Genomic DNA, 24,264 nt, shown 5'->3' with positions numbered 1-24,264 from the left:
AACTGCGCCCATTTATTACAAATTATTCACCCTGGAAAAGTCCGGAGCGAAGACACGAAAAGTGCAGGTGTGGGCCATTGCTCGTCAAATGAACCCCGAGGCAGCTTTGGCAGCCAAGTACTTGGCTGGCATCGCTGTTGGATTGACCTTTTTTCTTGGCCCTCACTGCTTGAGTTCAGGTCGTCAACCCAGTTTCGCAAGAATGGTGTTCATCGCGGTTTTGTCAAACGCGCGCAAGGTTTGCATTCGGACGTTGCCACCCGCAGCAATGGCCAAACCCAGGGCGGTAGCCGACTCTTCATCAGGCGCCTCAATGATGGCAATCAAGTCGAACTGGCCTTGCGTCCAGTAGAGGTGAGTCATTTTTGATCCGAATTTGGATGCCGCCTCCATTGCCATGTCCGCCCGTTTGGTGCTGTCTTTGATGGTGCGGATGCCCTGATCGGTAAAGGTGCAGAGCGTAATGAACGTAAGCATGATTGATCTCCTCGAAAAATGAGTAGACGGGTCTTTCAGAAACCAAGGGGTTGAACAAACCCGGGCGGTGCCGGTTGTTGAATACAACCCGCGATGTCAGGCTACGCCTGTTCATGGCCTCGATCAACCCTCAGTGCTGCGTGGTGTTGATTGTTCACGCGAAGGAAGAAACATCCAGTTTCACATTGGCGAAAACGGGCCCCAACCCAAGCAGGTGCTTGGTCGCGCGCCGACGTTTTCTGCCCTAGAGGCGAACAGAACCGCGGCAAATTTGCCTGCGGTTGGTGGCTCTTGGCGTCGCTTTGGAACGGCTGAACGGGCGATGGAAAGCAAGACGTGTTCGGCTTTGCATCCCGATTGCGGGCCGGTGGCGTGGGGTTACGCCGCCATGTTCAGCAGTGCGGCTTCGATCGCAGCAGCCGTGGCCTGTGGCTTTTCCATGGGGAACAGGTGAGTGCCGTCCAGCATCATCAGGCGGTTTTTACAGACCTTTTCCGTGAGTGCCATGCCGACTTGTTTGATTTCGGCGCTTTGCAGCCCGCCGATGAAGGCCACCGGACATTTGATGGGGTGGCGCCTGAACAGGGCGTCCATGTTGTGGGGCAGCCCGTTGTAGATGGCCGTTTCGATCTCTCGGTTAAAGCTTAAAACTCGGCTATTTTCACCGTTTGATGGCTCGTCGCGGGTGCCAAGGTCCACGTAGTCTTGCAGCACCTGCGGGTCCCATTTGGTAAAAGATTTTTTGTGCTGGAAGTGGGCCATGACCGCCGCCTTGTCGGCCCAGCTGTTGCGACGTTTGCGGCTGACCGAGGCGGGCGAAAACGTTTGATACAGCGGTGTCGTTTTGGCCGCACCCAAGGCGGTGGCGCGCCAGCCGCCAATGAGGGGCGCATCCAGCAACACCACGCCGCGCACCAGTTCAGGTGCCTTGGATGCCACCATGGCGCTCAAAAATCCGCCCAAAGAGTGGCCGGCCAGATAAACGGGGCCTCCGGCCTGATCGGCTTGCACCTCGATGAAGTCCACCAGGTGCTGCACCAGGTGGGGCCAGTTGTTCGTCACCGGGTAGCGGGGGGCATGGCCGAGTTGATCGATGGCGCTGACCGCAAAGCCTCGTGTTTTCAGGGCCTTGAAAAGGACACGATAGGTACTTGCGCCAAAACTGTTGGCGTGCGAGAAGACAAGAGGTGTCATGCGCTTAGATCAACTTTTCCTGGGGATTGCTTATTTTCTTGAGCGGCAAATGGCGGCTCAGGGGCGCCATCAGGGGAATATCGGTTTGGCCACCGTCCCATAGCGGGTCCTCAAGGCTGTCAAAGACTTCGCGCAGCTTCTGTCCCCAGGTGTTGTGCAGCATCTTGAAATAGGGGTTGTCTTCGTCGATGCACACCACTTTGTCGGTCTGAAAGCGGTTGGCCTCGTAGATGACCATGTCCAGCGGCAGGCCCACCGACAGGTTGGACTTGAGCGTGGAGTCCATGGACACCAATGCGCATTTGGCCGCTTCATTGAGCGGTGTTTTGGGGGTAATGACCCGGTCCAGCACCGGCTTGCCGTATTTGGACTCGCCGACCTGAAAGTACGGGGTCTCTGGCGTGGCTTCAATGAAGTTGCCGGCGGAGTAGACCTGAAACAAGCGCATGCCTTCACCCTTGATCTGTCCACCAAACAGCATGGATACATTGAAGTCCACGCCCGCTTGCTTGAGTGAGGCGGCGTCGCGCTCAAACACACGGCGAACGGCCGCACCCAGAATGCGGGTGGCGTCAAACATGCTCTTGGCATTCCAGATCGTCAGGGCTTCGCCGCTGTCCTGATCCTTGATCTGCTCCACCTGAAGAATCTCGCGAATCGACTGGGAAATGCTGAGGTTGCCCGCTGAGAGCAAGACCATGAAGCGGTCATTGGCCTTCTCGTAAACAATCATCTTGCGAAAGGTGCTGATTTGGTCCAAACCCGCGTTGGTGCGGGAGTCCGACAGGAAAACCAGTCCGGCATTGAGTTTGATGGCGACGCAGTAGGTCATTTTCTGGTCCGATAGGGGAAACCCTGAAGTGTATCGAGCCAGAGCTGCAATCCACCGCGAGAGATTGACGGCTTCATGACGGAGTTGGGAGTCCTCCCGGTCCGCCACCGCCCGAGCGCTGGCCCGTCTTTACGGATACGATTTTTCGGTCGCGCATCGCCTGAGGCGAGCGCCCGCCAATGTGCTTGTTCATCAATTCTCTGGAGAAGCAAGATGCCTGCCAAAAACACGATTTGTCTCTTGTACGACGGCACCGCATTGGACGCCGCTAATTTTTACGCTGTCACCTTTTCGGACAGCTTGGTGCATGCGGTTCATCGCGCGCCCGGCGACTATCCGGCAGGGAAGCAGGGCGATGTCCTGATGGTTGAGCTCACCGTGATGGGAATCCCTTGCCTTGCCCTGAACGGGGGGCCGGAATTCAAGCACAACGAGGCTTTCTCGTTTCAGGTTGCCACCGATAGCCAGGCCGAAACCGACACACTCTGGAGTGCCATTGTTGACAACGGCGGCCAGACAAGCTCATGCGGTTGGTGCAAGGATAAGTGGGGGCTGTCGTGGCAGATCACGCCCCGCGCCTTGATGGCCGCGATTGCCGACCCGGATCGTGCGGCGGCCAAGCGCGCCTTCGACGTCATGATGGACATGACGAAGATTGACATTGCGGCAATTGAAGCGGCTCGGCGCAGCTGACGGCCCGGTGTCCAGCCACTGGGGCAATTTCTTGATCCATGAGAAAGCCCCTTGATAGGGGCTTTCTAGCGTGCACCAGCGCGGGCTGGGTTTAGGATTTTTCGTCAGCTTTCGGTGCTGGCGTGGCTTGCTTCAGATTGAACTTTTGCGCTGCCAACGCCAGTTTCTTTTTGCGCTCTTCGTTGAGCCGTTGCAATTCTGCCTGCGTGCTTTTTCCCTTGTGGGGGTCTTTACCAAAGATATTGGCCATCGTGGGTTCCTTTAGAGATTCAAATTAAATGCCGGTGGGCGGAGTGTCGCCCATGGCGGTGTCTGCGAGTATCAGGCCTTGCTTGCCAAGGCTTTCAGTTGGTAGAGCGCGTCCAGCGCTTCACGCGGGCTCATTTCATCAGGTTTTAGGGCTGCCATGGCTGTATCCAGTGCAGAAGTAGCTATGGTTTCAGTAGCGGATGGTGCGGCGAACAAATCCACCTGCGCGTTGTGTTCAGAGGCTTGCGCCTCCAGCGTGGCCAGGGTGTGGCGGGCGTGGTTGAGCACGGCAGCCGGCATACCTGCCAAGCGGGCGACCTGAATGCCGTAGCTGCGGCTGGCCGGTCCGGGTTGAATTTCATGCAGAAACACAATGTCGCGCCCCGACTCGGCCGCACTCACATGCACATTCACCGCCGCGTGGTGGGTAGCCGGAAACTCAGTGAGTTCAAAGTAGTGCGTGGCGAACAGCGTGTAGGCCTGGGTTTTATTGTGCAACTGGGTGGCAATGGCCGATGCCAGTGCCAGGCCGTCAAAGGTACTGGTGCCACGGCCAATCTCGTCCATCAGCACCAGTGAATGCGGGGTGGCTGAGTGCAAGATCTGCGCGCCTTCCAGCATTTCCAGCATAAAGGTGGACTGGGCGTTGGCCAGGTCGTCTGCCGCGCCAATGCGGGTGTGAATGGCGTCAATGGGGCCAAGGCGGCAGGCGCTGGCCGGTACATAGCTGCCCATGCTGGCCAGCAGCACGATGACGGCAATTTGCCGCATATAGGTGGATTTACCGCCCATGTTCGGGCCGGTGATGATTTGCATGCGCTGCTTGGGGCCCATGCGCGTGTCATTGGCAATGAAGGCGCCATTGCTCAGCTCGGCCAGTCGCGCTTGCACCACCGGGTGGCGGCCCTGGGTGATGTCCAGGCAGGGCTCTTTGGTGAACTGCGGCGCGTGCCAGTCGAGGGTGAGGGCGCGCTCGGTCAGGGCGCATAGCGCGTCCAGCGTGGCCAGGGCGCGGGCCAAGCGGGTGAGGGCGGGCACAAAGGGCTGCAACTGGTCCAGCACCTGTTCAAACAAATACTTTTCGCGCGCCAGGGCGCGCTCCTGTGCGCTCAAGGCTTTGTCTTCAAAGGCCTTGAGTTCAGGGGTGATGAAGCGCTCGGCGTTTTTCAGGGTCTGGCGGCGGCGGTAGTCATCGGGCACCTTGTCCACCTGACCTTGGGTCACCTCAATGAAAAAGCCGTGCACTTTGTTGAACTGAACGCGTAAGTTGGCGATACCGCTGCGGGCTTTTTCGCGGCCCTCTAGGTCCAACAAAAACTCATCGCAATTGGTTTGAATGGCGCGCAGCTCGTCCAAATCCGCATCGAAGCCATTGGCAATCACCCCGCCGTCGCGCACCAGCACTGAGGGTTCCAGGTCAATGGCGTCGCGTAACAACTCGCCACAACCGGCCGGGGGCAGCAGGTGATCTGATATTTGAGCCAAATAGCCCTCTAGCGCTTGTACGACGGGCGCGATTCGCTCTGTTTTTTGTAGCGTGATTTGCAAGGCGACCAGTTCACGCGGTCGCACCTGGCGCAGCGCAATACGGGCCGTGATGCGCTCCACATCGGTGCTGCCTTTGAGGTGCTCGCGCAGCATAGTCCAAGGGCCTTTTTGCAGGGCGGCAATGGCATCCAGGCGCTGCTGGGCTTCACGGCGGTCACGTCGGGGGCTGAGCAGCCAGTTCTTCAACAGGCGGCTGCCCATGCCGGTCATGCAGGTGTCCAGCAGCGAAAACAGGGTGGGTTTGTCCTCGCCGCGCAGGGTCTGGGTGAGCTCCAGATTGCGCCGGGTGGTTTGGGGCAGGTCAATCAGTTCGTCGTTGCGTTGCACGCGCAGGCTGTGCACATGGGTCAGTGCCCGGCCTTGGGTATGTTCGGCGTAACCGAGCAAGGCGGCGGCGGCTGCATGGGCCTGGGGCAACTCTTGGGCCTGCCAGGGCGCCAGACTGGCGGCCTGTAACTGGGCCAGCAACTGGCGCTCGCCCAAGCCAGTGTCAAACTGCCAGTCGGGCCGCACGGTGATGGACAGGGCGCCGTTGACCGGCGCCTTGCGCAAGCGGGCCTCAAACGCGGGTGTGGCACCGGCGCTGAAAATCAGTTCGCCGGGGTTGATGCGGGCAATCCACTCGCCAATTTGATCAGGCGAGCACTCGGCCAGATGTACTTCACCCTGCGTCACACTGACCCAGGCCAGTCCGCAGGTATTGCGCGGGCCTTGGTGCACGGCTAGCAAGAGCGACTCGGTCTTGTCGTTCAACAGCTCCAAATCGGTCAGGGTGCCCGGTGTGACCACGCGCACGACCTTGCGCTCCACCGGGCCTTTGCCGGTGACCTCGCCCACCTGCTCGCAAATCGCCACCGACTCACCCAGCTTGATCAGCCGCGCCAGGTAAGTCTCAATGGAGTGAAACGGCACGCCGGCCATGACCACCGGCTGCCCGCCAGATTGCCCACGCTGCGTGAGCGTGATGTTGAGAAGGCGCGCCGCCTTCTCTGCGTCGGCATAAAACAGCTCGTAAAAATCACCCATGCGGTAGAGCAGCAAAGTGTCAGGATGGTCGGCTTTGAGGCCGAGGTACTGCTGCATCATGGGAGAGTGCTGGCTGGCCTTGTCGATCATGGGAAGGAGTCCGTCGCTTTCAAATACAGGTCAAAAAATCGCCTGAAAGTAAGCCTCCCAGGTACCACCTCTCGATTGGCAGGGCACCTATTGTCACTTGTTCGTCGTCGCCCTTTGGCGCCTGGGCTATGCATTGATTGAGAGGGTTGCCCGCCAATCGGGCATGTTCGTCCTATTTCGGTGCATATGTCTTGTATACAAGTGGCACAAATTCTGCATGGTGTGCTCACCATGACCAACGCCGCCGAGATCAGCCAACGCATTACACAAGCCGTGATGGCGCAGCAACTTCAGCCAGGAGGGCGACTGGGAGAGCAGCAGCTCGCCATGTTGTTTGATTGCAGCCGAACGGTGGTTCGGGAGGCGCTGATGCATTTGTCGGCGCGCGGCATTGTGACCGTGAGCAGCCGGCGCGGCTGGTACGTGATTGAACCCTCGTTGCCAGAGGCGAGGGAGGCATTTGAAGCACGCCGTGTGATTGAGTTGGGACTGATCCGGTGCGCGCCAAAACTGAGCGCGGCGGCGGTCAAAAAGCTCAAATCACACGTGCGCCGCGAGCAGGTCGCAGTGAAAGGTGATGACGTTGGCTTGCGAAGCTTTTTGCTGGGAGAATTTCATGTGTGTCTGGCGGAGTGTCTGGGCAATCAGTTGCTGGCAGACACCTTGCGTGATTTCACCGCACGAACCACGCTGATTGCCATGCTTTTTCAGTCCACCCATGACGCCACCAAATCCTGCCAGGAGCATGGGGCCATCGTCGCCGCGCTGGAAGCCAGTGACTTGGTGCTGGCAGAGCGACTGATGCAAGAGCACATCGGCAACGTCCAGTCCGCACTGAAGCTACAGGCCCCCAGCGAAGATCCGCTGGCTGGCTTGAGAAACGCCTTGCGCCCCATGGTGTCACGTGCACCTAAACGGGGAGTTAAAACTGCGGCACAAGACTTGCATACAAGTTCATACCCGGAATCCACCGAATCTTCGTCAATCTACTTAGGAGCTTTGTTATGACATTTTTCACCACCACCAAACGCCAATTCACACTCAGCCTCGCTGCAGCCGCTTTGTTGTCCGCGACCGGCGCGTATGCCCAAACTGCATTGGACGACATCATGAGTGCCAAGGTGATCAAGGTCGCCGTGCAGACGGACTCAGCCCCCTATGGCTATGTTGGAACTGACTTGAAGCCTATTGGCCTAGACATCGACATGGCGAACTACATTGGCAAAAAAATGGGTGTGGCTGTTGAGTTGGTACCCGTGATCAGTGCCAGTCGCATTCCCGCCCTGCAGACCCGAAAAGCCGATTTGGTCATTGCCACTTTGGGCAAAAATGCAGAACGCCAAAAAGTCATTGACTTCACTTCCGCCTATTCACCGTTTTTTCAGGCGGTTTTTGGCCCTAAAAACCTGAGCGCCAAAACCTTTGCTGATCTGGCCGGTAAAACAGTGGGCGTGACGCGAGGCGCCATGGAAGACCAGGAATTGGGCAAGGTCGCTCCATCGACGACCGATACCAAGCGGTTTGAAGACAACAACGCCACCATCGCAGCCTTCGTGGCCGGGCAGGTGCAGTTCGTGGCCTTGGGCGCATCGGTTGCCGGCAACATGATGGCCAAGAACCCACAGTTGTCCAGCGAGTACAAATTGTTGTTGAAAGACAGCCCGAACTTCATTGGCGTGGCCAAGGGCGAGGACAAGCTGCGCACTCGTGTCAACGACATTCTGGCTGAGGCAAAGAAGTCTGGCGAACTTGACGCGATGTCCAGCAAATGGCTGGGCCGCTCCGCTGGCGACCTGCCGCTGTAAGCGAAGCTTCACGCTGTGAGAATACAACTGGATTTTGGAGCCGTGCTGGCGGAGTGGCCCTTGCTGCTCACCGGCGTCGGGTGGACTTTGGCCCTGACCCTGGCCGCCGTGCTGGTTGGCACGACGTTGGGTCTGGCCTGTGCATGGGTTCGCGGTCGGGGTTTTGGTGAGGCCTTGGCGCCACGCTGGCTCTCCGCTATGGTTGGGGCTTATGTTGAGGTGATCCGCAACACGCCGTTCATCATCCAGTTGTTCTTTATTTTTTTTGGACTGCCCGCAGCGGGATTCAGGCTTTCGGCGGAATCGGCTTCGTTCATCGCCATGGTCGTGAACCTCGGTGCTTATGCCGCTGAAATCATTCGCGCCGGGTTGGAGGCTACGCCCAAAGGGCAAATTGAGGCGGCGGTGTCGCTGGCGCTAACACGGTTGCAAATCTTTATTCGGGTGGTAGTTCCCCCAGCGATGAAGAAGGTTTGGCCCGGCCTGGTCAGCCAGATCATCATTGTCATGTTGGGGTCGTCGGTCTGTGGACAAATTTCCACGGAAGAACTGAGCTATGCGGCGGACCTGATTCAAAGCCGAAACTTCCGGTCCTTTGAGGCCTTCATCGTCATTGGTGTGATCTATTTGGTGCTGTCCATGGGGTTGAGATATGCCTTGAATTGGTTGGGCCCGAAGTTTTTGTTTGGAGGGCGGTAGACCATGGTTGACTTCACTTTGTGGGACATTGTGCGCAATCTAGTGTTGGCGCTGCGGTGGACGGTGGGTTTGTCACTAATTGCCTTTGTGGGGGGGGGCTTGGTGGGACTCTTTTTGTTGATGCTGAGACTGGGCAAGCGGCCCTGGGTTGGGAGACTGGTCGCCGCCTACGTCCAGATATTTCAAGGAATACCGCTGTTGGTGCAGCTCTTTTTGGCGTACTACGGTTTGGGATTGTTTGGTATCAATACCTCCCCTTGGGTTGCAGCAGGTGCAGGTCTGACGCTCTATGCGAGTGCGTTTTTGACAGAGATTTGGCGAGGATGTGTGGCGGCCGTGCCCAAAGGGCAGTGGGAGGCGTCTCAGAGTTTGGCCATGAACTTCGGCGAGCAATTGCGATACATCATCTTGCCCCAGGCCCTGAAGATCGCGATCCCGCCAACGGTCGGTTTTTTGGTCCAGGTGATCAAAGGAACGGCCTTGGCGTCGGTGATTGGATTCATGGAGTTGACCAAAGTGGGCAAGACCATTGCCAATGCGACCTTCAATCCGTTTTTGGTTTTTTCCTGCGTGGCAGTGATGTATTTTTTGCTGTGCTACCCGGTCAGTCTCTACGCGAAATCCCTTGAGAGGAAAGTCAATGTCCCGTCCTGAGCCCTCCGTGGCGCGCGCGCCTGTTGTTCAAATCAAGGGGCTGCGAAAGTCCTATGGTGCCAACGAAGTTCTCAAAGGCATCGACCTGGACGTCGAACCTGGTGAAGTCATCGCAATCATCGGGAAAAGTGGCTCTGGCAAAAGCACCTTGTTGAGGTGCATCAATGGCCTCGAGGAGTTTCAAGGTGGCAGTTTGACGGTCGACGGCCGCCCCTTGAATTACAAAGATCCCAAAGCCATGCGTGAATTGCGCCAACACGTCGGCATGATTTTTCAGGGTTTCAATCTCTTTCCACATCTGACAGTGGGAAAGAATGTCATGCTGGCGCCAAGCTTGGTGAAAAAGCAAGAAGGGGAGGCCGGGCAGGCCCAAGCGCGCAAGTTGTTGGAACGCGTTGGCCTGAGTGAAAAGTTTGACGCCTATGCCGACGAGTTGTCAGGCGGGCAGCAGCAACGTGTTGCCATTGCCAGAGCGCTGGCAATGGAGCCTGCCGTCTTGTTGTGTGATGAGATCACCAGCGCGCTCGATCCCGAACTGGTAGGGGAGGTGTTGCGTGTCGTGGAGAGTTTGGCAGATGAAGGGATGACCTTGTTGATGGTGACCCACGAAATGAATTTTGCCCGCAAGGTTGCCGATCGGGTGATTTTCATGCATCAGGGTTTGGTGCATGAAATGAACACTCCTGATGTCTTGTTTTCGAACCCCACAACTCCGGAGTTGAAACAATTTCTGTCTTCACTTAGCGACTAGGCGTCAGTAAGCGGCGATCAGCATTAGTGTGCCAGGCCGTGCTGTTGCAGGGGCCGGCACTGTCACTATTGCTAGTTCTCCCTTGGCTTGCCTGACTGACGGATGCCTTTAATCAGCGGCACGAGGAGGGTAATGGCCGCCACCAGCAAAAGGCCGGTTGTGATGGGACGGGTGTACAGGAAGTCATAGCTGCCGCTGGAGAGCGCCAGGGAGCGGCGGAAGCTGCTCTCGGCCATGGGGCCCATGATCAGGGCAAGCACCATGGGTGACGCCGGAAAGTTGGACCGTTGCATGAAATAGCCGATGACGCCAGCGACCAGCATGATGCCAACATCGAACATGCTGTTGTTCAAGGCGTAGGTGCCCACAATACACAGCACCATGATGGTTGGCGTCATGATCGACTTTGGGGTTTGCAGAATTCGACCAATAAATCTAAAGCTGGAAAAACCCAAAATCAGCATGACCACGTAACAAAACAACATGCCGGCAAACAGGGTGTAGACCATGTCGCCGTGTTCCTTGAACAGCAGGGGACCCGGTTGCAGGCCTTGTAGCGTCAACGCGCCCAACATGACTGCGGTGACGGCGTCGCCTGGAATACCCAAGGTCAGCATGGGCAACAAGGCGCCGCCCGTGCAGGCGCTGGCACCGGATTCGCAAGCGGCCACGGCTTCCAACTCGCCTTTGCCGTAGTTTTCGGGTGTTTTGCTAAAGCGCTTGCCTTCGCTGTAGGCAACAAACGCCGCAATGTCCGCGCCCGCGCCGGGGATGGCGCCAATGGTCGCGCCCAAGCCAGCCGAGCGCATGACCGTGCCAAAAAGCCGCCTGCAATCTTTGAGTGAGGGAATCATCTCGGTGATGATTGTTTTTTGGGTGCTTAACAGGTTCCCTTCGGCCATGGATTTGAAGGCCTCGGAAGCGGCAAACAGGCCAATCATCACAGGAATGAAGGGCACGGTCATCAGTTCATTGAAACCGCCTGTGAAACGGGGAAAGCCACCCATCGGGTCCAAGCCCACGGTAGAAAGCAACAAGCCCAGAAAACCGGCGATCAACCCTTTGAGCAATGACTCGCCCGCGATGCTGGCAATGATGCTGAGGCCAAAAACAGCCAGTGCAAAGGTTTCCGGTGCGCTGAACTCCAGTGCAAATCCGGCCAGCACGGGTGCCAGGAAGACCAGCAAAATAATGCTGAGGAAGCCACCAATAAAGGACGAGATGGTGGCTGTTCCCAAGGCGAGGCCGGCTTTGCCTTGCAGCGTTAGTGCATAGCCGTCCATGGCGGTGGCCGCCGCAGCGGGCGTACCCGGAATATTGAGCATGATGGCGGTGATGGAGCCGCCATAAATTCCGCCAAAGAAAACGCCGGAGATCATCAGCAAGCCGGGCACGGGGTCCATGCCAAAGGTGAAGGGCAGCAAGATCGCGACCCCCATGGTGGCGGTGAGGCCGGGCAGGGCGCCAATCACGATGCCCAGGGCGACGCCCAGCACAGACAGCAGCAGCGACAACGGTTGGTTTAGCAGGGCGCCGAACCCTGAAAACAACATATTCAGTTCTTGCATGGATCAATTTCCGAAAAGGGTGCGCGATGGGCGCCTATTCAAACCAAGCGCCCTTGGGCAGGGGAACACCCAAACCGAGGGAGAAAACAGCGTAGAGAACGCCCGCGATGGTGATTGCCAAAACCAGGTTGAGCCACCAGTTGAGTCGCCCCAGCAAACGCATCATGAGGGTCAAAAAGAGGGTCACTGAGAGGCCATAGCCTGCGATGGGAATCAACCAGGTGCAGCCGATGCTCAGAAGCACGCCTAAAAAAGAGCGCAGGGGGCGGGTGTCCGCTGCCTGGTCGGCGGTTGTGCTCGATATGGCGGCACGGAACTTTTGCCAAAACAGCAAAACGCACAGCAGAATCAAAATGCCGGCGTAGATCAATGGAAAACGGGCGGAGCCGATATCGGTCGCCAGTGAGGTGCTGGGAAATTGGCGAGACACGGCGATGGCCGTGCACGCGATCACGGTCAGCAGAACAGTGATGACGAGATCAGCGAAGCGATCAGCGGGCGAGATGCGAGCTGATGGTTGTTTGTCAGTCGGTTGCATGACTTACTTCTTTGTTTTTGAAAGAGAGAACGCGCACCGGTGCCCAATGCACGGTGTGCGCGTCAATGTCATTACTTGGCCATGCCCAATTTGGTCATCAAGGTTTTGAAGCTGACGTTGTCGGTGTCAATCGTCTTTTGGAAGGCGGCTGCGTCTTGGTAAGCGTATGTCATGTTCATCTTGATCAAGGCCGCTTTGTAGTCGGCGTCTTCAACGACCTTTGCCGCAGCAGCGCGAAGAGTGTCTTGTGCTTCTTTGGGTGCTTTCTTGGTGACGACAATGCCGCGCCAAGTGCCAACACTCAGGTCAATGCCTTTTTCTTTCAAGGTCGGGACCTTGTCAAATGAGGGTAAGCGTTGATCCGACATGACTGCGAGGATCTTGACTTTTCCAGAGGCGACATGGTTGGAGACCTCAGCGGCACTCACGGTCACCATTTCAATGTGTCCACCCAGCAAGGCGGCGATGGCAGGGTTCGCGCCGTCATAAGGAATGTGGCTGAACTTGACGCCGGTTTTGTCGCTCAGAGCCTCTGCGGCCAGATGCCAGATGGCGCCAGTGCCGGAGTTGCCGATGCGAATCTTGCCGGGATTGGCTTTGGCATAGGCCATGAGCTCTTCAATGGATTTCCAAGGCGCATCGGCACTCACGGAGATGGCGCTGGGTTCAGCGCTCAGGCGGGCAATGGGCGCAAAGTCTTCGGCCTTGAAGGACGCCAGACCCATGTGTGGCAGCATGGTCAGTTCGACCGTGCCCATGCCAATTTTGTAACCATCGGGGCGGCCGATGGTCATTTCCGAAAAGCCAAGCGCACCGCCTGCACCTGGTTTATTGATGACACCCATGGATGTCGGCAAGTACTTTTTGGCGATATCTGCAAAAGTGCGTGCCAGCAAGTCCGTTCCGCCGCCGGGAGAGTAAGGAACGATGAGTTCGAGCGGCTTGGTGGGGTATTCGGCATGGGCTGAGACGCCGACCAGTGTGGCCGACAGCACCGTCGTGACGCAGAGAATGCTCTTAACGAGGCGCGGTAGAAATTGAACAGTTGTCATGGATGTCTCCTGGTACCTAAAAGTTATCGTGAAAAACGGTTGCATGCTGCAGATAGCGCGGCAAAAAGGCCGCCTCAAAGGTGTTTCAAGGGTTCGTCTGTGGGCTCCTTGTCAAATAAAAGTGGGGGTAGTTGATTCTTGCCCTGGCGTTGCCTTAGGCTTTTCATCGAGGGCGCCATGTCAACCGCTGCCAGCGGTGGTTTTCCGGCCAATGCCAGCAAAAGATTGGTGGTGGCCATGACGGCCATGGCGTGACGGGTTTCAAAAGTCGCCGATCCCACATGGGGCAGTGCCGTGACTTTGGGATGGGTTCTGAGCTGTGAGTCGAGTGGCAAGGGTTCTGTGGCAAAGACATCCAGTCCCGCTGCACGCAACGCACCGGAGTTCAATGCGTCAAGCAGCGCGTGCTCGTCCACGATGGGGCCGCGAGCACCGTTGATGAAAATGGCGCCAGGTTTCATGAGCGCAAACGCCCGGGCACCTATCAAGCCACGGGTGTGCTCAGACAAGGGCAGCATCAGCACCACGATGTCGGCTTGACGCAGCAGGTCGTCCAGCGGCGTTTGGATGGCTTTTCCAAGCAGGTCGGGGCAGTCCTTTTCCAACGCGACGGGTCGACGCGCGTGGTACAGCACCGGCATGCCAAAGCCCAATGTGGCGCGCGTGGCAAGGGCTTGCCCGATGCGGCCAAAGCCCACAATGCCCAGTGTCTTGCCGTGCACGTCCCAGCCAAACAAGTTCTCTTCGATGTTGCGAACCCATCGACCCTCTCTGACATGGTTGGCGAGTTCAACAATTCGCCGACTGGTGGCCATGATCAACGCGAACAAGGTGTCCGCGGTGGTTTCAGTTAAGACACCGGGTGTGTGACACAAGGCAATGCCTCGGGCTTGGAGTGCGGCCTGGTCGTAGTTGTCAATGCCCACAGAGATGCTGGAAATGACTTTAAGGCGAGGCGCTTTTGACAGCACGGTGTCGTCAATGGGGTAGCTTGCGCCAATGAGGGCGTCCGCCGTGCCCAACGCTTGGTGAAAGGCGTCGGACTGATCGGCCTGGCGAGGGTTGGCAACTGTCACATCGTGCTCCGCTTCAATTCGCGCCAGCTGGTCAGGCGGCAATGGCCGAAAGACCAGCACGTGCTGTCGCCGGGTCGGGGCGGTGATGCTCATGCGGGCAACTGCGCAGCGTCAAGTTCAGCCCGTGTGGGCAAGCCCTCGCTGTCACCCAAAACCTGTACCGCCCGTGCGCCGATCCAGGCGCCGCGCTGGGCGGCGGCTCGGGGTGACAAGCCCTCGAGCAGCGCGCTGATCACGCCCACCGCGAAGCCATCTCCGGCGCCAACGGTGTCCACCACCGTGGCCACGGGAAACCCCGCCACATAGCCTGACTCCTGGCGGCTTTGAAAATACGCGCCCTTGCTGCCCAGTTTGACGATCACAAGTTTGGCGCCCAAATTCAGATAGAACTGGGCTATGCCTTCTGGCGTGGACTCACCCGTGAGAATGAGACCTTCCTCAAGCCCAGGCAGTACCCAGTCTGCGTGGCTGGCCAATTCGTTGATGGTGTCGCGCATAACCTCGGTCGACGGCCACAAACCCGGGCGCAAATTGGGGTCGTACGACACGGTACGACCGCCGGTACGCATCAGCTCCATGGCCAGGCGAGCGGCGGGCAGTGTCGTAGGCGAGAGGGCTGGGAATATGCCGGTGGCATGAAGGTGACGTGCGCCTAGCAACCACGGTGTATCAACGTCCGCCACACCCATGTGGCTGGCGGCAGACTCCTTGCGATGCGACTCCACAAAGGGGTCGCTGCCATCGTTGACGCGGGTCTTGAACTGGAAGCCAGTACGCTGAAGTGGGTCAAAAACGACGTGGGAGCAATCGATGCCCTCACCCTGCATGGCGGCAATCAAGTACTGGCCCATGGAGTCGGTGCCAAGCCTGCTGGCCCAACCGACGCGAAGCCCCAGTCGGGCCAGGCCGATGGCGACGTTGGTCTCAGCGCCAGCCGTTCGTTTGTGCAAGGTGTCGGCTTTTTCAAGTGGGCCGGCTTCGTGGGCGACCATGAGCAACATCGCTTCGCCAAAGGTGACGACGTCTAATGAATCAGGCATGGTGAGTAATTTCTGGAAGTGTCAAAGCCACTGGCGCGGGGCCATGCAGCGTGGCTGCAATGTGCCGAAGCTGTGCAATTTCGTCACGAGTGACTTGAAGCAGGTCATCGCCGATGAGGGGGTATTCAATGGCCCAAGGCGTGCCCTGGGGCAGTGCGCGGAGCACCGCACGCCACGGCGCGCTGGAGTCCGACAGGGGCACTGCCACCCACTGGCGTGGCAGGCGTTGCACGCCTTTGCAGTGAATGTAGGCCACGTAGCAGGACAAGGACTGGGCGGCCAATAGAGGGCATTCACCCGCCCAATGCCAGTTGCCCACGTCGAACGTCATGCCGGGTTTAAAGGGGCTGGCGCGGGAGGCGACAAAAAAGTGCTGCAAAGCGGGCAGGCTGCCGGCGGCGACGGTGTGATCGTTCTCGATCACCACATCAAAGGGCAAGCCCTTGAGCATGGCATGCACGGTATCAAGGGTGCTGCGGGAGCTGGGTTTGAAGCCGCCAATCGACATTTTGAGTCGGGTAGCGCCCAAGGTCAGAGTCGCCTGGATGGCGCGATTCAATGCGTTGCTGTCCAGCTCGCCGATGGGGTCCCAAAGGGGAAGGGCACAAGAGTAAACCAGCGCCTTCTGTTCTTCGCAGGCCAGTTGCCGAATGGCCGCCAGCTCATGCAGCTCGTCAACGATCAACTCGCTTCTGACTTCGACCCCATCGGCGCCCGCATCAAAACTGAGTTGGGAAAACCAAAGTTGGCCGTGTCGTCGCACCTCGGCGGCGCCAAATGACGACAGGGAGATGAGCACTGTCAGTGCCCGAATCGGCTCAGGCAGGGCAGGAGGCGCCAGGTCGGGGGTGAGCCGGTCAATGAGCGTACTGAGCATTCAAGACCTGACCGAGGAAGTTACGCGTCATTTCGTTCTGCGGATTGGCAAAGAACTGCTGAGGTGGGGCTTCTTCTATGATTTTTCCGTTGGCCATGAAGATCACACGATCCGCCACGCTGCGGGCAAATCCCATTTCATGGGTCACGCACAACATGGTCATCCCGTCTTCTGCCAGTCCAATCATGGTGTCCAGCACCTCTTTGACCATCTCAGGGTCCAGCGCCGAGGTGGGCTCGTCGAACAGCATGATTTTGGGCGTCATGCACAGGGCCCGTGCAATGGCCACACGTTGTTGCTGGCCGCCTGACAGTTGGCTGGGGTACTTGTGCGCTTGCTCGGGAATGCGAACGCGGGTGAGGTACTTCATGGCGGTCGTCTCAGCTTCTTCCTTGTTCAGGCCTCGTGAGCGCATGGGTGCCAGCATGCAGTTCTGCAAAATGGTCATGTGCGGGAACAGGTTGAATTGCTGAAAGACCATGCCGACCTCCTGACGCACGGAGTCGACGTTGCGCCCTCCGGCGGTGAGGTCGATGCCATCGACCTCAATCCGGCCTTTTTGCACGATTTCCAGCCGGTTGATGCAGCGAATCAGGGTTGACTTCCCCGAGCCGGAAGGCCCGCACACCACAATGCGCTCTCCAGCCTTCACGCTGAGGTTGATGTTGGTCAGCACCTGAAACTGGCCATACCATTTGTCCACCGCTTCGATGCGGATGATAGGGGCGGCTGTGTCAGCGCGGGGCAGGCGTGAAGAAGGTTCTGGAGAGTGCATGGTGTCAAACGTGGTGGTGCATGGGGCTGAAGAAACCGCTGTAGCGGCAGTTACTGCATGGCGGGCAGGTCAGTCTCCAGCCATTTGCGGTACAACTTGTTGAGTTCGCCGTTGGCGGTGTTGCGCGCCACAAAGCTGTCCACTGTTTTCAGTAAATCGTCCTGGCCGGGGCGCATGGCAACCGCCATGACCTGCTGGCGCAACAGGAATTTGTTTTCAAAGGTGTTGGCTGGGGCGCGCTTGTCGATTTGGGCGGCAACCGTGGTAGAGCAGCCGATGGCGTCAACCTGGCCGGACATCAATGCTTGCATGGCAGAGGCGTCGTCGTCAAAGCGGCGGATTTCAGTACCTTCGGGTGCGACTTTGGTCAGAGCAACGTCTTGGGTGCTGGCGCGGGCCACACCGACACGCTTGCCTTTGAGGTCGTCTGCTGATTTGATGGCTGCCTTTTTGTCGCCGTACACGACGATGCTGGCTGCTGCGTAGGGCTTGGAGAACTGAACCTGCTTGGCGCGCTCTGGCGTGATAGCCAATGAGGCCACCAGCAAATCCACTTTATTGGTCAACAGAAAAGGAATTCGGTTGGGACCTGTGACAGGCACTAAATTCACTTTGACGCCGAGGTCTTTTGCCATCAAGCGGGCCACGTCAGCGTCGTAGCCGTCGGGTTGATTGCTGGAATTCATTGTGCCGTAGGGAGGGAAGTCCACCAGCAAACCGACGGTCAGCTCGCCTTTTTTCTTGATGTCATCGGTGGATTGGGCGTGGGCCGCTGGCAGCCAGGTGCCCAGGGTCGCTGCGACACCCAAAGCGAGTGCAGTTGCGGTGAAGGTGCGGCGTTGAAAACTCTTGATCATGGTGATGTCTCCTTGCAGTGGTTGAAAATGACGGGCGAGATGCTTAACGGGCCAGCGCCTTGGCGTGCTGGCGTTCCATACGAGCGGCCAGCAGGGACAGCGGCCAGCACAACAGGAAATAGATGGCGGCCACCACGCTGAAAACGATCAGTGGTTGGAACGTGGCGTTGTTGATGATTTGTCCGGCTCGGGTGATCTCGGTGAAACCGATGATGGCGGCCAGCGACGTGCCTTTGATGATTTGAACCATGTAACCCACCGTAGGCGCCAAGGCAATCTTCATGGCCTGCGGCAAGATCACGTCTTTCATGCGCGCTGTGTACGACAGGCTCAAAGCTTGGGCAGCCTCGGTCTGACCCAGCGGAATCGCCTGAATGCATCCGCGCCAAATTTCACCGAGGAAGGCGCTGCTGTTCAAAATCAGGGCGACGCCCGCTGCCACCCACGGGTTGATGTCAAAACCCAGCACAGGCGCACCGAAAAAGACCAGAAACAACTGCAGCAGCAAGGGGGTTCCCTGGAAAATTTGAATAAAACCGCCGCTCAGCAGTTGCAGGGTTCGGTTCTCGGATGTCCGGCTGAGCGCAATGATCAAGCCGCCGATGGCACCGCCAACGAAGGCCATCAGTGAGAGCGCGATGGTCCATTGCGCTGCTTCAAGAATGAACAGGAATTCGGGTAAGGCAAAGGTACGCATTAGCGACGATCCGGATAGTTCAGGGCAAGGCGATAAATGGTGCGAAACAGGGCGGAGAACGCCAGGGCCAGCAACAGGTAAATCACGGCGACAACGATGTAAATCTCAAAGCTTCTGAAGGTTTGCGACTGCAGGTTGGCGGCGACCGAGGTCAGGTCGTCTGCGGAAATCGCTGACACCACGCTCGAGCTGAGCATGAGCAAAGTGAACTGACTGGTCAGCGCCGGGTAAATGGCTTTCAGTGCCGGCTTCAGGATCACAAAGCGGAATATCTCGTGCTTTTTGAGGTCGAGCGCGAGGCCGGCTTCAATTTGACCTTTGGGGATGGACTCAATGCCGGCTCGAATGATTTCTGTAGCGTAGGCCCCGAGGTTCACCACCATGGCGGTGAGTGCGGCGGTGTAGGCCGACCAGCGAAGTCCCAGAGCGGGCAAGGCAAAGAAGAAGAAAAAGAGCTGCACCAGAAATGGTGTGTTTCGAATCAGCTCGATGTAGACGTTGATCAGGAACTGGAGGGGCTTGGGTCCGGCAGTCTTGCCCCAGGCACAAAGGATGGCGACCGCCAACCCAAACACCATGGCCAGCAGCGACAGCTCAATCGTGCTCAGAGTGCCTTTGAGCAGCAGGGGCCAGGCGGCAAATACATCAGCAAATTGAAACGTGTAGTTCATGTCGTGGGATGGCTTTCGCGATTTGAGGCACGGTGGTTTTTAGATCGTTCCTGTTGATTTTTGATGATTAAATGAAACCGGTTTCAGTTAATTATAAAAATTTACCAAGGCCCTGCAATCATGGAAAACCCTAATTGGCGCTGGGTGCGTCGGATCGCGAACTGCCGCGTGAAATCAGTTCACCCGAGAGCAAAATTTGTCGTGGTGGTGGGGTTTGCCCTTTGAGGCGTTCAATCAGACTGTTGGCGGCGATGCGACCCAATTCACCGGTAGGTTGGGCGATGGTGCTGAGACCTGGCCCAACATAAGGAGCCCAATCTGTCTCGTCAATGCCAACCAGGCCAATGTCCATGCCCAGACGCAGTTTCAACCGGGCCATGGACGCAACCACTCGCAGCGAGGTGACGGCATTGCTGGTGACTACCGCAGCCTGACCCCGTGGCGCGCTGGCATGCAGCGCACGCAGTCCTTCATCCAGCTGTTCTGCCTTGTCGCTGGGGCATTCCAGCGTGCGACCCACGATCTTGCTGTCACTACTTTGTTGATTGAGTATCCAGCGATGAAAGGCGGATTCACGCTCCTCCCGCGTGCTGACCCCCTTGATGGGATCCGTGACATACAGCATGTTGCTGAACCCGCGCTCCACGAGGTGATCGATCGCCAGACGCATGGCGCCAGTGTTGTCCAATGACACGAAGTCCACCTGCAAGTCATGGTGGCGCCGGTCAATCAGGACCACGGGTTTGCCGTGCCGAATGGCGGTGGCCGCAGCACCGCCGTCGTGCCCCAGTGTGTTCAAAATGAAGCCTTCCACTTGGTAGGCCGAGAGCGTTTCTATGGCCTCTTGTTCCCGGGCGTCGTCGTCGGCCAGGTTAAACAGCATGATCAGGTAGCCGGCCTGTTGACACGCCTTTTCTGCACCTCTCAGAAGGGCCACGGAAAAAGGGTTGCTGACATCGGCAACGACTAACCCAATGAGTTTGGAGCGTCCGCGTTTGAGGGCCTGGGCCATGGGGCTTGGACTGTAGGCCAGCGCAGCAATAGCGACCTCAACTCGGGTTGCGATGTCTTTGGAAAGCAGCGTATCCCGGTGGTTGAGGAATCTGGAAACCGTGGCCTTGGACACGCCCGCAGTGCGAGCGACATCGGCAATGGTTGCCTTCGCAGGGGGGCTTGTGGAAGCCGGTGCATTTTTTAGGTTTTTCTTCATCTCTTCCACGGATATTGTTGGTGTTTATGAAACCAGTTTCAAGAAGATGGTAGCACTGTGCTTTGTTTTTGAGGTCGAAGTAAGGCCTGGCGCTGAGGCTCAGTGCCCGGCTTGGCTGCCCCGATAGGTATCGTATTTGAAAGCCAATACGCAATAAGTTGGCAAGTGAACAGGTCGTGCATGGCTTGTGCGCCAGGCTGGTCTGGGGCGCTCTGCTTGCTGCACAGTGACCGCTTCCATCACTCCCTTTGCAACGGCCTTGTCTTGACATGAGTATTGCCTTGGATAAATCCGACGACATCGAAAGTTTGCGAGCCGCCCTGCTGGCGGTGCAGCAACGACTTGCGGCCCTCAGCGACGCAACGGCTTCTTTGATTGGGGACGTTTCGATTGACCCGTCAACGCACGGCGACTTTGTGTTGCGATCAAGTCCAGTCGCGATCTCTATTTCCCGCGAGTCCGATGGTTCGTACATTGACGTGAACGAGGAGTGGGTGCGGCTCACAGGCTATTCGCGTGTTGACGTTGTGGGTGTCGCTCCATTGATCTCGGGTTTTGGGCCAGCTCGGTGCAGCGAGACCGGGTACTGAGAGCAGCGTTCCAGACGAGTCCCATGCGTCCTTTGGACGTGCCTTTGACGCGGTCGGATGGTGTCACCCTGGTGCTGCAACTGAACGTGTCGCGAATTGACCGTGCCGGAACGACCTATCTTTTGAGTTATCTCGAGGATGTGACCTCAAAACGATCGGCAGAGGTTGCCTTGTTGGCCAACGAGCAACTCCTGAAAGCCGCCAATAATCGACTGAACCGCCAGGTCGCGTTATTTGGTGCTTTGCAGAGTTTGGCGTCAGTAAGGTATTGGACCTACGACGCGCAATTGCAGGATCTGCAGTGGTCTAACGGCTTGAGCTGGCTGGCTGGATTGGCGCCTGGCACGGTCAAGAATGCGGAGGTGGGTCGTCGCCGCATTCACCCCGACGATCGCGCTCGATTTGAGGCGGCTCGTGAGGCTTTGGACGGGACAATGATCCAATACCGCTGGCAGCACCCAGATGGTCGCATCCGATGGTTACGATCCCAGATGTTGCGCTGGCCTGGTTCAGAAGGTGACGCTGCTATTGATTTCGGTGTGATTCAGGACATCACAGATGAGTGGGAGGCTGGGCTGGCCTTGGAGGGGAAACTCGCATTTATTCAGCAGATTACCCATCGGGTGCCTGGTGTGATTTTTCAGTTTCGACTTGACTCGCTGGGCCACTCAGCCTTTCTATTCATAAGTGACCATGTGCAGTCACTGTACCGGGGAATCTCCAGAGAGGAGGCAATGGAAGACCCCACCTGTATATTGAAGCCGATTCATCCTGAGGACAGAAAGCTGTTTTTGGCTGCGATTCAAACCTCAGCGAAGACTCTCTCTGTCGTGAACGTCGAATTTCGACTGTTGTTTGAGGATGGAAAGGTGCGCTGGCTGCTGGGGCAGGCGATACCCGAGTGCGAATCAGATGGATCCATTCTCTGGAGTGGATTTGCCAGCGATATCACCCAGAGAAAACTGGCAGAGGAAGAACTGCGAAACAGTGAAGGCCGATTCAGGGCGTTGACCGAGTTGTCATCGGACTGGTATTGGGAGCAAGACGACTTGTTTCGATTGACTCGCCTTGAGGGCGCGGCCCAGGCGTTTAGCCAGCTCCCGACGGAGAGCTATTTAGGGCTGACTCGCTGGGAGGTTGGTTCAGAGAATCTCAGTCAGGGCCAATGGACGGAGCATCGCGCCACCCTGGAAGCTCATCAGACTTTTCACGATTTTGAGTTTTTGCGCACGGGTCGGGATGGTACTTTGCTGTGGGTCTCCCTCAGTGGCGCGCCAATCTTTGATGATGAGGGGCAGTTCAAAGGGTATCGGGGTATAGGAAGGGATATTTCAGAGCGCAAGCGGGTTGAGCAAACGGTTGAGCAACTTGCCTTCTATGACCCGTTGACGAGTTTGCCGAATCGGCGACTGCTGTTGGACAGGTTGCAACAAGCCTTGGTCAGCAGTGGACGGGAGGGTGAAATTGGCGCCTTGTTATTTATAGACTTGGACAACTTCAAAGACCTGAACGACACCCAAGGACACGATGTGGGTGACTTGTTGCTTCAACAGGTAGCGCAGCGTTTATTGGGCAGTGTGAGGGAAACTGACACCGTGGCCCGGTTCGGCGGCGATGAATTCGTGATCATGTTGCAAGGACTGGGCGGGGACATGCTCGCCGCAACCGCTCAGATTGAGCGCGTGGGGCGTAAGCTTTTAACGCAGCTCAATGAGCCCTATCTGCTGCGTCAGTTTGAGCACCACAGCACGCCCAGCGTCGGCGTTACCCTGTTCCAGGGCAACCGAAAAACAGTGGATGAATTGCTCAAACAGGCTGACTTGGCGATGTACGAATCCAAGGCTGCGGGGCGCAACACCTTGCGATTTTTTGACCCCGAAATGCAGGCCTTGGTGGCCGCACGCACTGAGCTTGAGTCAGATCTTCGCCTGGGCCTGCAGCGCCAGCAATTGGTTTTGTTTTACCAGCCGGTCGTGAATGAAATGGGCGGAACCGTTGGCGTTGAGGCCTTGGTTCGGTGGCAGCACCCCCAGCGAGGCATGGTGTCGCCCGTCGACTTCATTCCGATGGCGGAGCAGACAGGTCTGATTTTGCCGCTCGGGCGTTGGGTGTTGGAGGCCGCCTGCCAACAACTGGTGGTGTGGTCTGAACAGGCAATGACACGTGACTTGACCATTGCGGTCAACGTGAGTGCGCGGCAGTTCAAACACCCTGAGTTTGTGCAGCAAGTCAAGGCGTTGTTGGCAACTTCAGGCGCGAATCCACAGCGACTGAAACTTGAGCTCACGGAAAGCCTTTTGTTGGGAGATATACAAGACGCGATTCTGCGGATGACGGAGCTCAAGACCATCGGCATCAGTTTCGCGTTGGACGATTTTGGAACCGGGTATTCATCCCTTTCCTACCTGAAGCTGCTTCCCTTGACGCAACTGAAGATTGATCAGTCATTTGTACGCGATGTCATGACTGACCCCAACGACGCGGCGATTGCCCGAACCGTTCTGACCTTGGGCCATAGCTTGGGGTTGACCGTTGTCGCTGAAGGCGTGGAGACAGAAGCGCAGCGGGCATTTCTGGCTCAACACGGATGCCGGCTCTTTCAGGGCTATTTGTTTGGGCGGCCTGTGCTCATTGATCAACTGCGGTTGACGCCGACGTCTGGAATCGGCAGCGCTGATTAAGGCTGTTGGCACAACAGTGCGAGGTGCGCAGAGCTTGAAACTTGCTGTGCTCCATCGGCCTACTTTCTGTTGCGTCAGTTACGCCTTCCGTGCGACGCGGAGTCAATTGCGTGGCGTGTAGTTCAGGTACATCAAAGCCAATTTCATCTGGCCTGGATGTTCACTCACCATTTCTCACCTTTGACGTCCGCAAAGGTATTAGGGCAAACGAAACCTTTGGCGACGTGAAAAACTCGTAAAAATTAAAGACACCTTTTCTCAGCAATAAGAAAAGGGTCGTGTGAAGCCGCGAGAGATCTCTGTAGGCGCGACCGGGTCGTGATTTGAAACGATTCAATTTCGACTTGCGGTCAGAAAAAAATGACCGCAACTCCCATCCGATTTTGTTTTTTGGGTGTCGATATTCTTTACATTCAATCGCCTCCCCACTGTGTGTTTTCGATCAAAAAGTGTGTAACGGCTTGATACATATTGTGTTTTTCCAAATGTATTTCGTCGGCACGATTTTTGCATTCAAGCAAATGTATTGAGAGTGAGTAGGGTTTACGCCAACTACTTTCCCTGCCTTCCATTCGCGACGAAAGACTCAGTTGACCTACTTATTCCTACTCTTT

Annotated in this window: 24 protein-coding genes; 8 read left to right on the top strand and 16 right to left on the bottom strand. The window is 57.2% G+C overall.

The window, feature by feature from the left end; translation table 11 throughout:
- Nucleotides 1-183: 183 nt before the first annotated feature.
- The 3 genes from J8G15_RS07950 to J8G15_RS07940 all read right to left on the bottom strand — a co-directional run bounded on the left by J8G15_RS07950 (nucleotide 184) and on the right by J8G15_RS07940 (nucleotide 2,503).
- Entirely contained in the window at nucleotides 184-477 is a 294-nt protein-coding gene (locus tag J8G15_RS07950) for a GYD domain-containing protein (protein ID WP_210546960.1), read from the bottom strand.
- Nucleotides 478-855: 378 nt separating this feature from the next.
- Nucleotides 856-1,671: an alpha/beta fold hydrolase gene (locus tag J8G15_RS07945; RefSeq protein ID WP_210546959.1), complete on the bottom strand. Its 816-nt coding sequence runs from the start codon at nucleotides 1,669-1,671 to the stop codon at nucleotides 856-858.
- 4 nt (nucleotides 1,672-1,675) lie between these two features.
- The gene (locus J8G15_RS07940; protein ID WP_210546958.1) at nucleotides 1,676-2,503 is read right to left on the bottom strand and encodes a proteasome-type protease; all 828 of its coding nucleotides are present in this window, start codon (nucleotides 2,501-2,503) and stop codon (nucleotides 1,676-1,678) included.
- 213 nt (nucleotides 2,504-2,716) lie between these two features.
- Between J8G15_RS07940 and J8G15_RS07935 the strand changes: the two genes are divergently transcribed.
- Nucleotides 2,717-3,196 (top strand): VOC family protein, encoded by a 480-nt coding sequence (locus J8G15_RS07935; RefSeq protein WP_210546957.1) that lies wholly within the window; start codon nucleotides 2,717-2,719, stop codon nucleotides 3,194-3,196.
- A 91-nt stretch (nucleotides 3,197-3,287) separates the two neighbouring features.
- On the opposite strand, the gene J8G15_RS07930 is transcribed toward J8G15_RS07935, so the two are convergent.
- Nucleotides 3,288-3,446, bottom strand: coding sequence for a hypothetical protein (locus J8G15_RS07930; RefSeq protein WP_210546956.1), 159 nt, complete (start codon nucleotides 3,444-3,446; stop codon nucleotides 3,288-3,290).
- Between the two features lie 71 nt (nucleotides 3,447-3,517).
- On the bottom strand, nucleotides 3,518-6,109 hold the full coding sequence (gene mutS, locus J8G15_RS07925; protein WP_210546955.1) for a DNA mismatch repair protein MutS: 2,592 nt from the start codon (nucleotides 6,107-6,109) through the stop codon (nucleotides 3,518-3,520).
- Nucleotides 6,110-6,340: 231 nt separating this feature from the next.
- On the opposite strand from mutS, the gene J8G15_RS07920 reads away from it, so the two are divergent.
- Genes J8G15_RS07920 through J8G15_RS07900 form a run of 5 tightly spaced genes read left to right on the top strand, consistent with a single transcriptional unit; the run spans nucleotide 6,341 to nucleotide 10,018 of the window.
- Entirely contained in the window at nucleotides 6,341-7,117 is a 777-nt protein-coding gene (locus J8G15_RS07920) for a GntR family transcriptional regulator (RefSeq protein ID WP_210546954.1), read from the top strand.
- Entirely contained in the window at nucleotides 7,114-7,914 is an 801-nt protein-coding gene (locus J8G15_RS07915; protein WP_210546953.1) for a transporter substrate-binding domain-containing protein, read from the top strand. Before J8G15_RS07920 ends, J8G15_RS07915 begins: the two co-directional genes overlap by 4 nt.
- Nucleotides 7,915-7,929: 15 nt before the next feature.
- The gene (locus tag J8G15_RS07910; protein WP_210546952.1) at nucleotides 7,930-8,613 is read left to right on the top strand and encodes an amino acid ABC transporter permease; all 684 of its coding nucleotides are present in this window, start codon (nucleotides 7,930-7,932) and stop codon (nucleotides 8,611-8,613) included.
- A 3-nt stretch (nucleotides 8,614-8,616) separates the two neighbouring features.
- Nucleotides 8,617-9,267 carry an amino acid ABC transporter permease gene (locus J8G15_RS07905; protein WP_210546951.1) on the top strand — a complete coding sequence of 217 codons (651 nt, stop codon included), beginning with the start codon at nucleotides 8,617-8,619 and terminating at the stop codon, nucleotides 9,265-9,267.
- The gene (locus tag J8G15_RS07900) at nucleotides 9,254-10,018 is read left to right on the top strand and encodes an amino acid ABC transporter ATP-binding protein (protein ID WP_210546950.1); all 765 of its coding nucleotides are present in this window, start codon (nucleotides 9,254-9,256) and stop codon (nucleotides 10,016-10,018) included. The genes J8G15_RS07905 and J8G15_RS07900 overlap by 14 nt, the downstream gene beginning before the upstream one ends.
- Nucleotides 10,019-10,089: 71 nt before the next feature.
- Here the strand turns inward: J8G15_RS07900 and J8G15_RS07895 are convergent, their stop codons facing one another.
- The 11 genes from J8G15_RS07895 to J8G15_RS07845 form a co-directional block, all read right to left on the bottom strand.
- Nucleotides 10,090-11,586: a tripartite tricarboxylate transporter permease gene (locus tag J8G15_RS07895; RefSeq protein WP_210546949.1), complete on the bottom strand. Its 1,497-nt coding sequence runs from the start codon at nucleotides 11,584-11,586 to the stop codon at nucleotides 10,090-10,092.
- A gap of 34 nt (nucleotides 11,587-11,620) precedes the next feature.
- A complete protein-coding gene (locus J8G15_RS07890; protein ID WP_210546948.1) occupies nucleotides 11,621-12,124 on the bottom strand; it encodes a tripartite tricarboxylate transporter TctB family protein in 504 nt (167 codons plus the stop codon).
- A 71-nt stretch (nucleotides 12,125-12,195) separates the two neighbouring features.
- A complete protein-coding gene (locus J8G15_RS07885; protein ID WP_210546947.1) occupies nucleotides 12,196-13,176 on the bottom strand; it encodes a tripartite tricarboxylate transporter substrate binding protein in 981 nt (326 codons plus the stop codon).
- Between the two features lie 74 nt (nucleotides 13,177-13,250).
- A complete protein-coding gene (locus tag J8G15_RS07880; protein WP_210546946.1) occupies nucleotides 13,251-14,345 on the bottom strand; it encodes a D-glycerate dehydrogenase in 1,095 nt (364 codons plus the stop codon).
- On the bottom strand, nucleotides 14,342-15,292 hold the full coding sequence (locus tag J8G15_RS07875) for a sugar kinase (RefSeq protein WP_210546945.1): 951 nt from the start codon (nucleotides 15,290-15,292) through the stop codon (nucleotides 14,342-14,344). Before J8G15_RS07875 ends, J8G15_RS07880 begins: the two co-directional genes overlap by 4 nt.
- Nucleotides 15,285-16,169, bottom strand: coding sequence for a sugar phosphate isomerase/epimerase (locus J8G15_RS07870; protein ID WP_240538482.1), 885 nt, complete (start codon nucleotides 16,167-16,169; stop codon nucleotides 15,285-15,287). Before J8G15_RS07870 ends, J8G15_RS07875 begins: the two co-directional genes overlap by 8 nt.
- A complete protein-coding gene (locus J8G15_RS07865) occupies nucleotides 16,150-16,944 on the bottom strand; it encodes an amino acid ABC transporter ATP-binding protein (protein ID WP_304621857.1) in 795 nt (264 codons plus the stop codon). The genes J8G15_RS07870 and J8G15_RS07865 overlap by 20 nt, the downstream gene beginning before the upstream one ends.
- A 50-nt stretch (nucleotides 16,945-16,994) precedes the next feature.
- Complete coding sequence (locus tag J8G15_RS07860) at nucleotides 16,995-17,801, bottom strand: transporter substrate-binding domain-containing protein (protein WP_210546944.1); 807 nt, start codon at nucleotides 17,799-17,801, stop codon at nucleotides 16,995-16,997.
- A 43-nt stretch (nucleotides 17,802-17,844) separates the two neighbouring features.
- A complete protein-coding gene (locus tag J8G15_RS07855) occupies nucleotides 17,845-18,498 on the bottom strand; it encodes an amino acid ABC transporter permease (protein ID WP_210546943.1) in 654 nt (217 codons plus the stop codon).
- On the bottom strand, nucleotides 18,498-19,169 hold the full coding sequence (locus J8G15_RS07850) for an amino acid ABC transporter permease (RefSeq protein WP_210546942.1): 672 nt from the start codon (nucleotides 19,167-19,169) through the stop codon (nucleotides 18,498-18,500). Before J8G15_RS07850 ends, J8G15_RS07855 begins: the two co-directional genes overlap by 1 nt.
- 130 nt (nucleotides 19,170-19,299) lie before the next feature.
- Nucleotides 19,300-20,379 (bottom strand): LacI family DNA-binding transcriptional regulator, encoded by a 1,080-nt coding sequence (locus J8G15_RS07845; RefSeq protein ID WP_210546941.1) that lies wholly within the window; start codon nucleotides 20,377-20,379, stop codon nucleotides 19,300-19,302.
- Between the two features lie 281 nt (nucleotides 20,380-20,660).
- Between J8G15_RS07845 and J8G15_RS07840 the strand changes: the two genes are divergently transcribed.
- Nucleotides 20,661-20,969: a hypothetical protein gene (locus J8G15_RS07840; protein WP_210546940.1), complete on the top strand. Its 309-nt coding sequence runs from the start codon at nucleotides 20,661-20,663 to the stop codon at nucleotides 20,967-20,969.
- Between the two features lie 23 nt (nucleotides 20,970-20,992).
- Complete coding sequence (locus J8G15_RS07835) at nucleotides 20,993-23,650, top strand: bifunctional diguanylate cyclase/phosphodiesterase (protein ID WP_240538481.1); 2,658 nt, start codon at nucleotides 20,993-20,995, stop codon at nucleotides 23,648-23,650.
- The last annotated feature ends 614 nt before the right edge of the window (nucleotides 23,651-24,264 follow it).

It is taken from the genome of Rhodoferax sp. PAMC 29310, from assembly GCF_017948265.1.
GTDB lineage: Bacteria > Pseudomonadota > Gammaproteobacteria > Burkholderiales > Burkholderiaceae_C > Rhodoferax.
The sequence above is the reverse complement of the archived record's forward strand: the minus strand, read 5'-3'. Positions and strand labels throughout refer to the sequence as shown.

Bases quoted from the DNA above. Each gene is read 5' to 3' on its own strand.
- J8G15_RS07875 (WP_210546945.1), bottom strand. From the start codon at position 15,292: ATGCCTGATTCATTAGACGTCGTCACCTTTGGCGAAGCGATGTTGCTC.
- J8G15_RS07900 (WP_210546950.1), top strand. From the start codon at position 9,254: ATGTCCCGTCCTGAGCCCTCCGTGGCGCGCGCGCCTGTTGTTCAAATC.
- J8G15_RS07930 (WP_210546956.1), bottom strand. From the start codon at position 3,446: ATGGCCAATATCTTTGGTAAAGACCCCCACAAGGGAAAAAGCACGCAG.
- J8G15_RS07890 (WP_210546948.1), bottom strand. From the start codon at position 12,124: ATGCAACCGACTGACAAACAACCATCAGCTCGCATCTCGCCCGCTGAT.
- J8G15_RS07940 (WP_210546958.1), bottom strand. From the start codon at position 2,503: ATGACCTACTGCGTCGCCATCAAACTCAATGCCGGACTGGTTTTCCTG.
- J8G15_RS07835 (WP_240538481.1), top strand. From the start codon at position 20,993: ATGCGTCCTTTGGACGTGCCTTTGACGCGGTCGGATGGTGTCACCCTG.
- J8G15_RS07905 (WP_210546951.1), top strand. From the start codon at position 8,617: ATGGTTGACTTCACTTTGTGGGACATTGTGCGCAATCTAGTGTTGGCG.
- J8G15_RS07880 (WP_210546946.1), bottom strand. From the start codon at position 14,345: ATGAGCATCACCGCCCCGACCCGGCGACAGCACGTGCTGGTCTTTCGG.
- J8G15_RS07915 (WP_210546953.1), top strand. From the start codon at position 7,114: ATGACATTTTTCACCACCACCAAACGCCAATTCACACTCAGCCTCGCT.
- J8G15_RS07950 (WP_210546960.1), bottom strand. From the start codon at position 477: ATGCTTACGTTCATTACGCTCTGCACCTTTACCGATCAGGGCATCCGC.
- J8G15_RS07920 (WP_210546954.1), top strand. From the start codon at position 6,341: ATGACCAACGCCGCCGAGATCAGCCAACGCATTACACAAGCCGTGATG.
- J8G15_RS07860 (WP_210546944.1), bottom strand. From the start codon at position 17,801: ATGATCAAGAGTTTTCAACGCCGCACCTTCACCGCAACTGCACTCGCT.
- J8G15_RS07935 (WP_210546957.1), top strand. From the start codon at position 2,717: ATGCCTGCCAAAAACACGATTTGTCTCTTGTACGACGGCACCGCATTG.
- mutS (WP_210546955.1), bottom strand. From the start codon at position 6,109: ATGATCGACAAGGCCAGCCAGCACTCTCCCATGATGCAGCAGTACCTC.
- J8G15_RS07845 (WP_210546941.1), bottom strand. From the start codon at position 20,379: ATGAAGAAAAACCTAAAAAATGCACCGGCTTCCACAAGCCCCCCTGCG.
- J8G15_RS07945 (WP_210546959.1), bottom strand. From the start codon at position 1,671: ATGACACCTCTTGTCTTCTCGCACGCCAACAGTTTTGGCGCAAGTACC.
- J8G15_RS07850 (WP_210546942.1), bottom strand. From the start codon at position 19,169: ATGAACTACACGTTTCAATTTGCTGATGTATTTGCCGCCTGGCCCCTG.
- J8G15_RS07895 (WP_210546949.1), bottom strand. From the start codon at position 11,586: ATGCAAGAACTGAATATGTTGTTTTCAGGGTTCGGCGCCCTGCTAAAC.
- J8G15_RS07865 (WP_304621857.1), bottom strand. From the start codon at position 16,944: ATGCACTCTCCAGAACCTTCTTCACGCCTGCCCCGCGCTGACACAGCC.
- J8G15_RS07870 (WP_240538482.1), bottom strand. From the start codon at position 16,169: ATGCTCAGTACGCTCATTGACCGGCTCACCCCCGACCTGGCGCCTCCT.
- J8G15_RS07885 (WP_210546947.1), bottom strand. From the start codon at position 13,176: ATGACAACTGTTCAATTTCTACCGCGCCTCGTTAAGAGCATTCTCTGC.
- J8G15_RS07855 (WP_210546943.1), bottom strand. From the start codon at position 18,498: ATGCGTACCTTTGCCTTACCCGAATTCCTGTTCATTCTTGAAGCAGCG.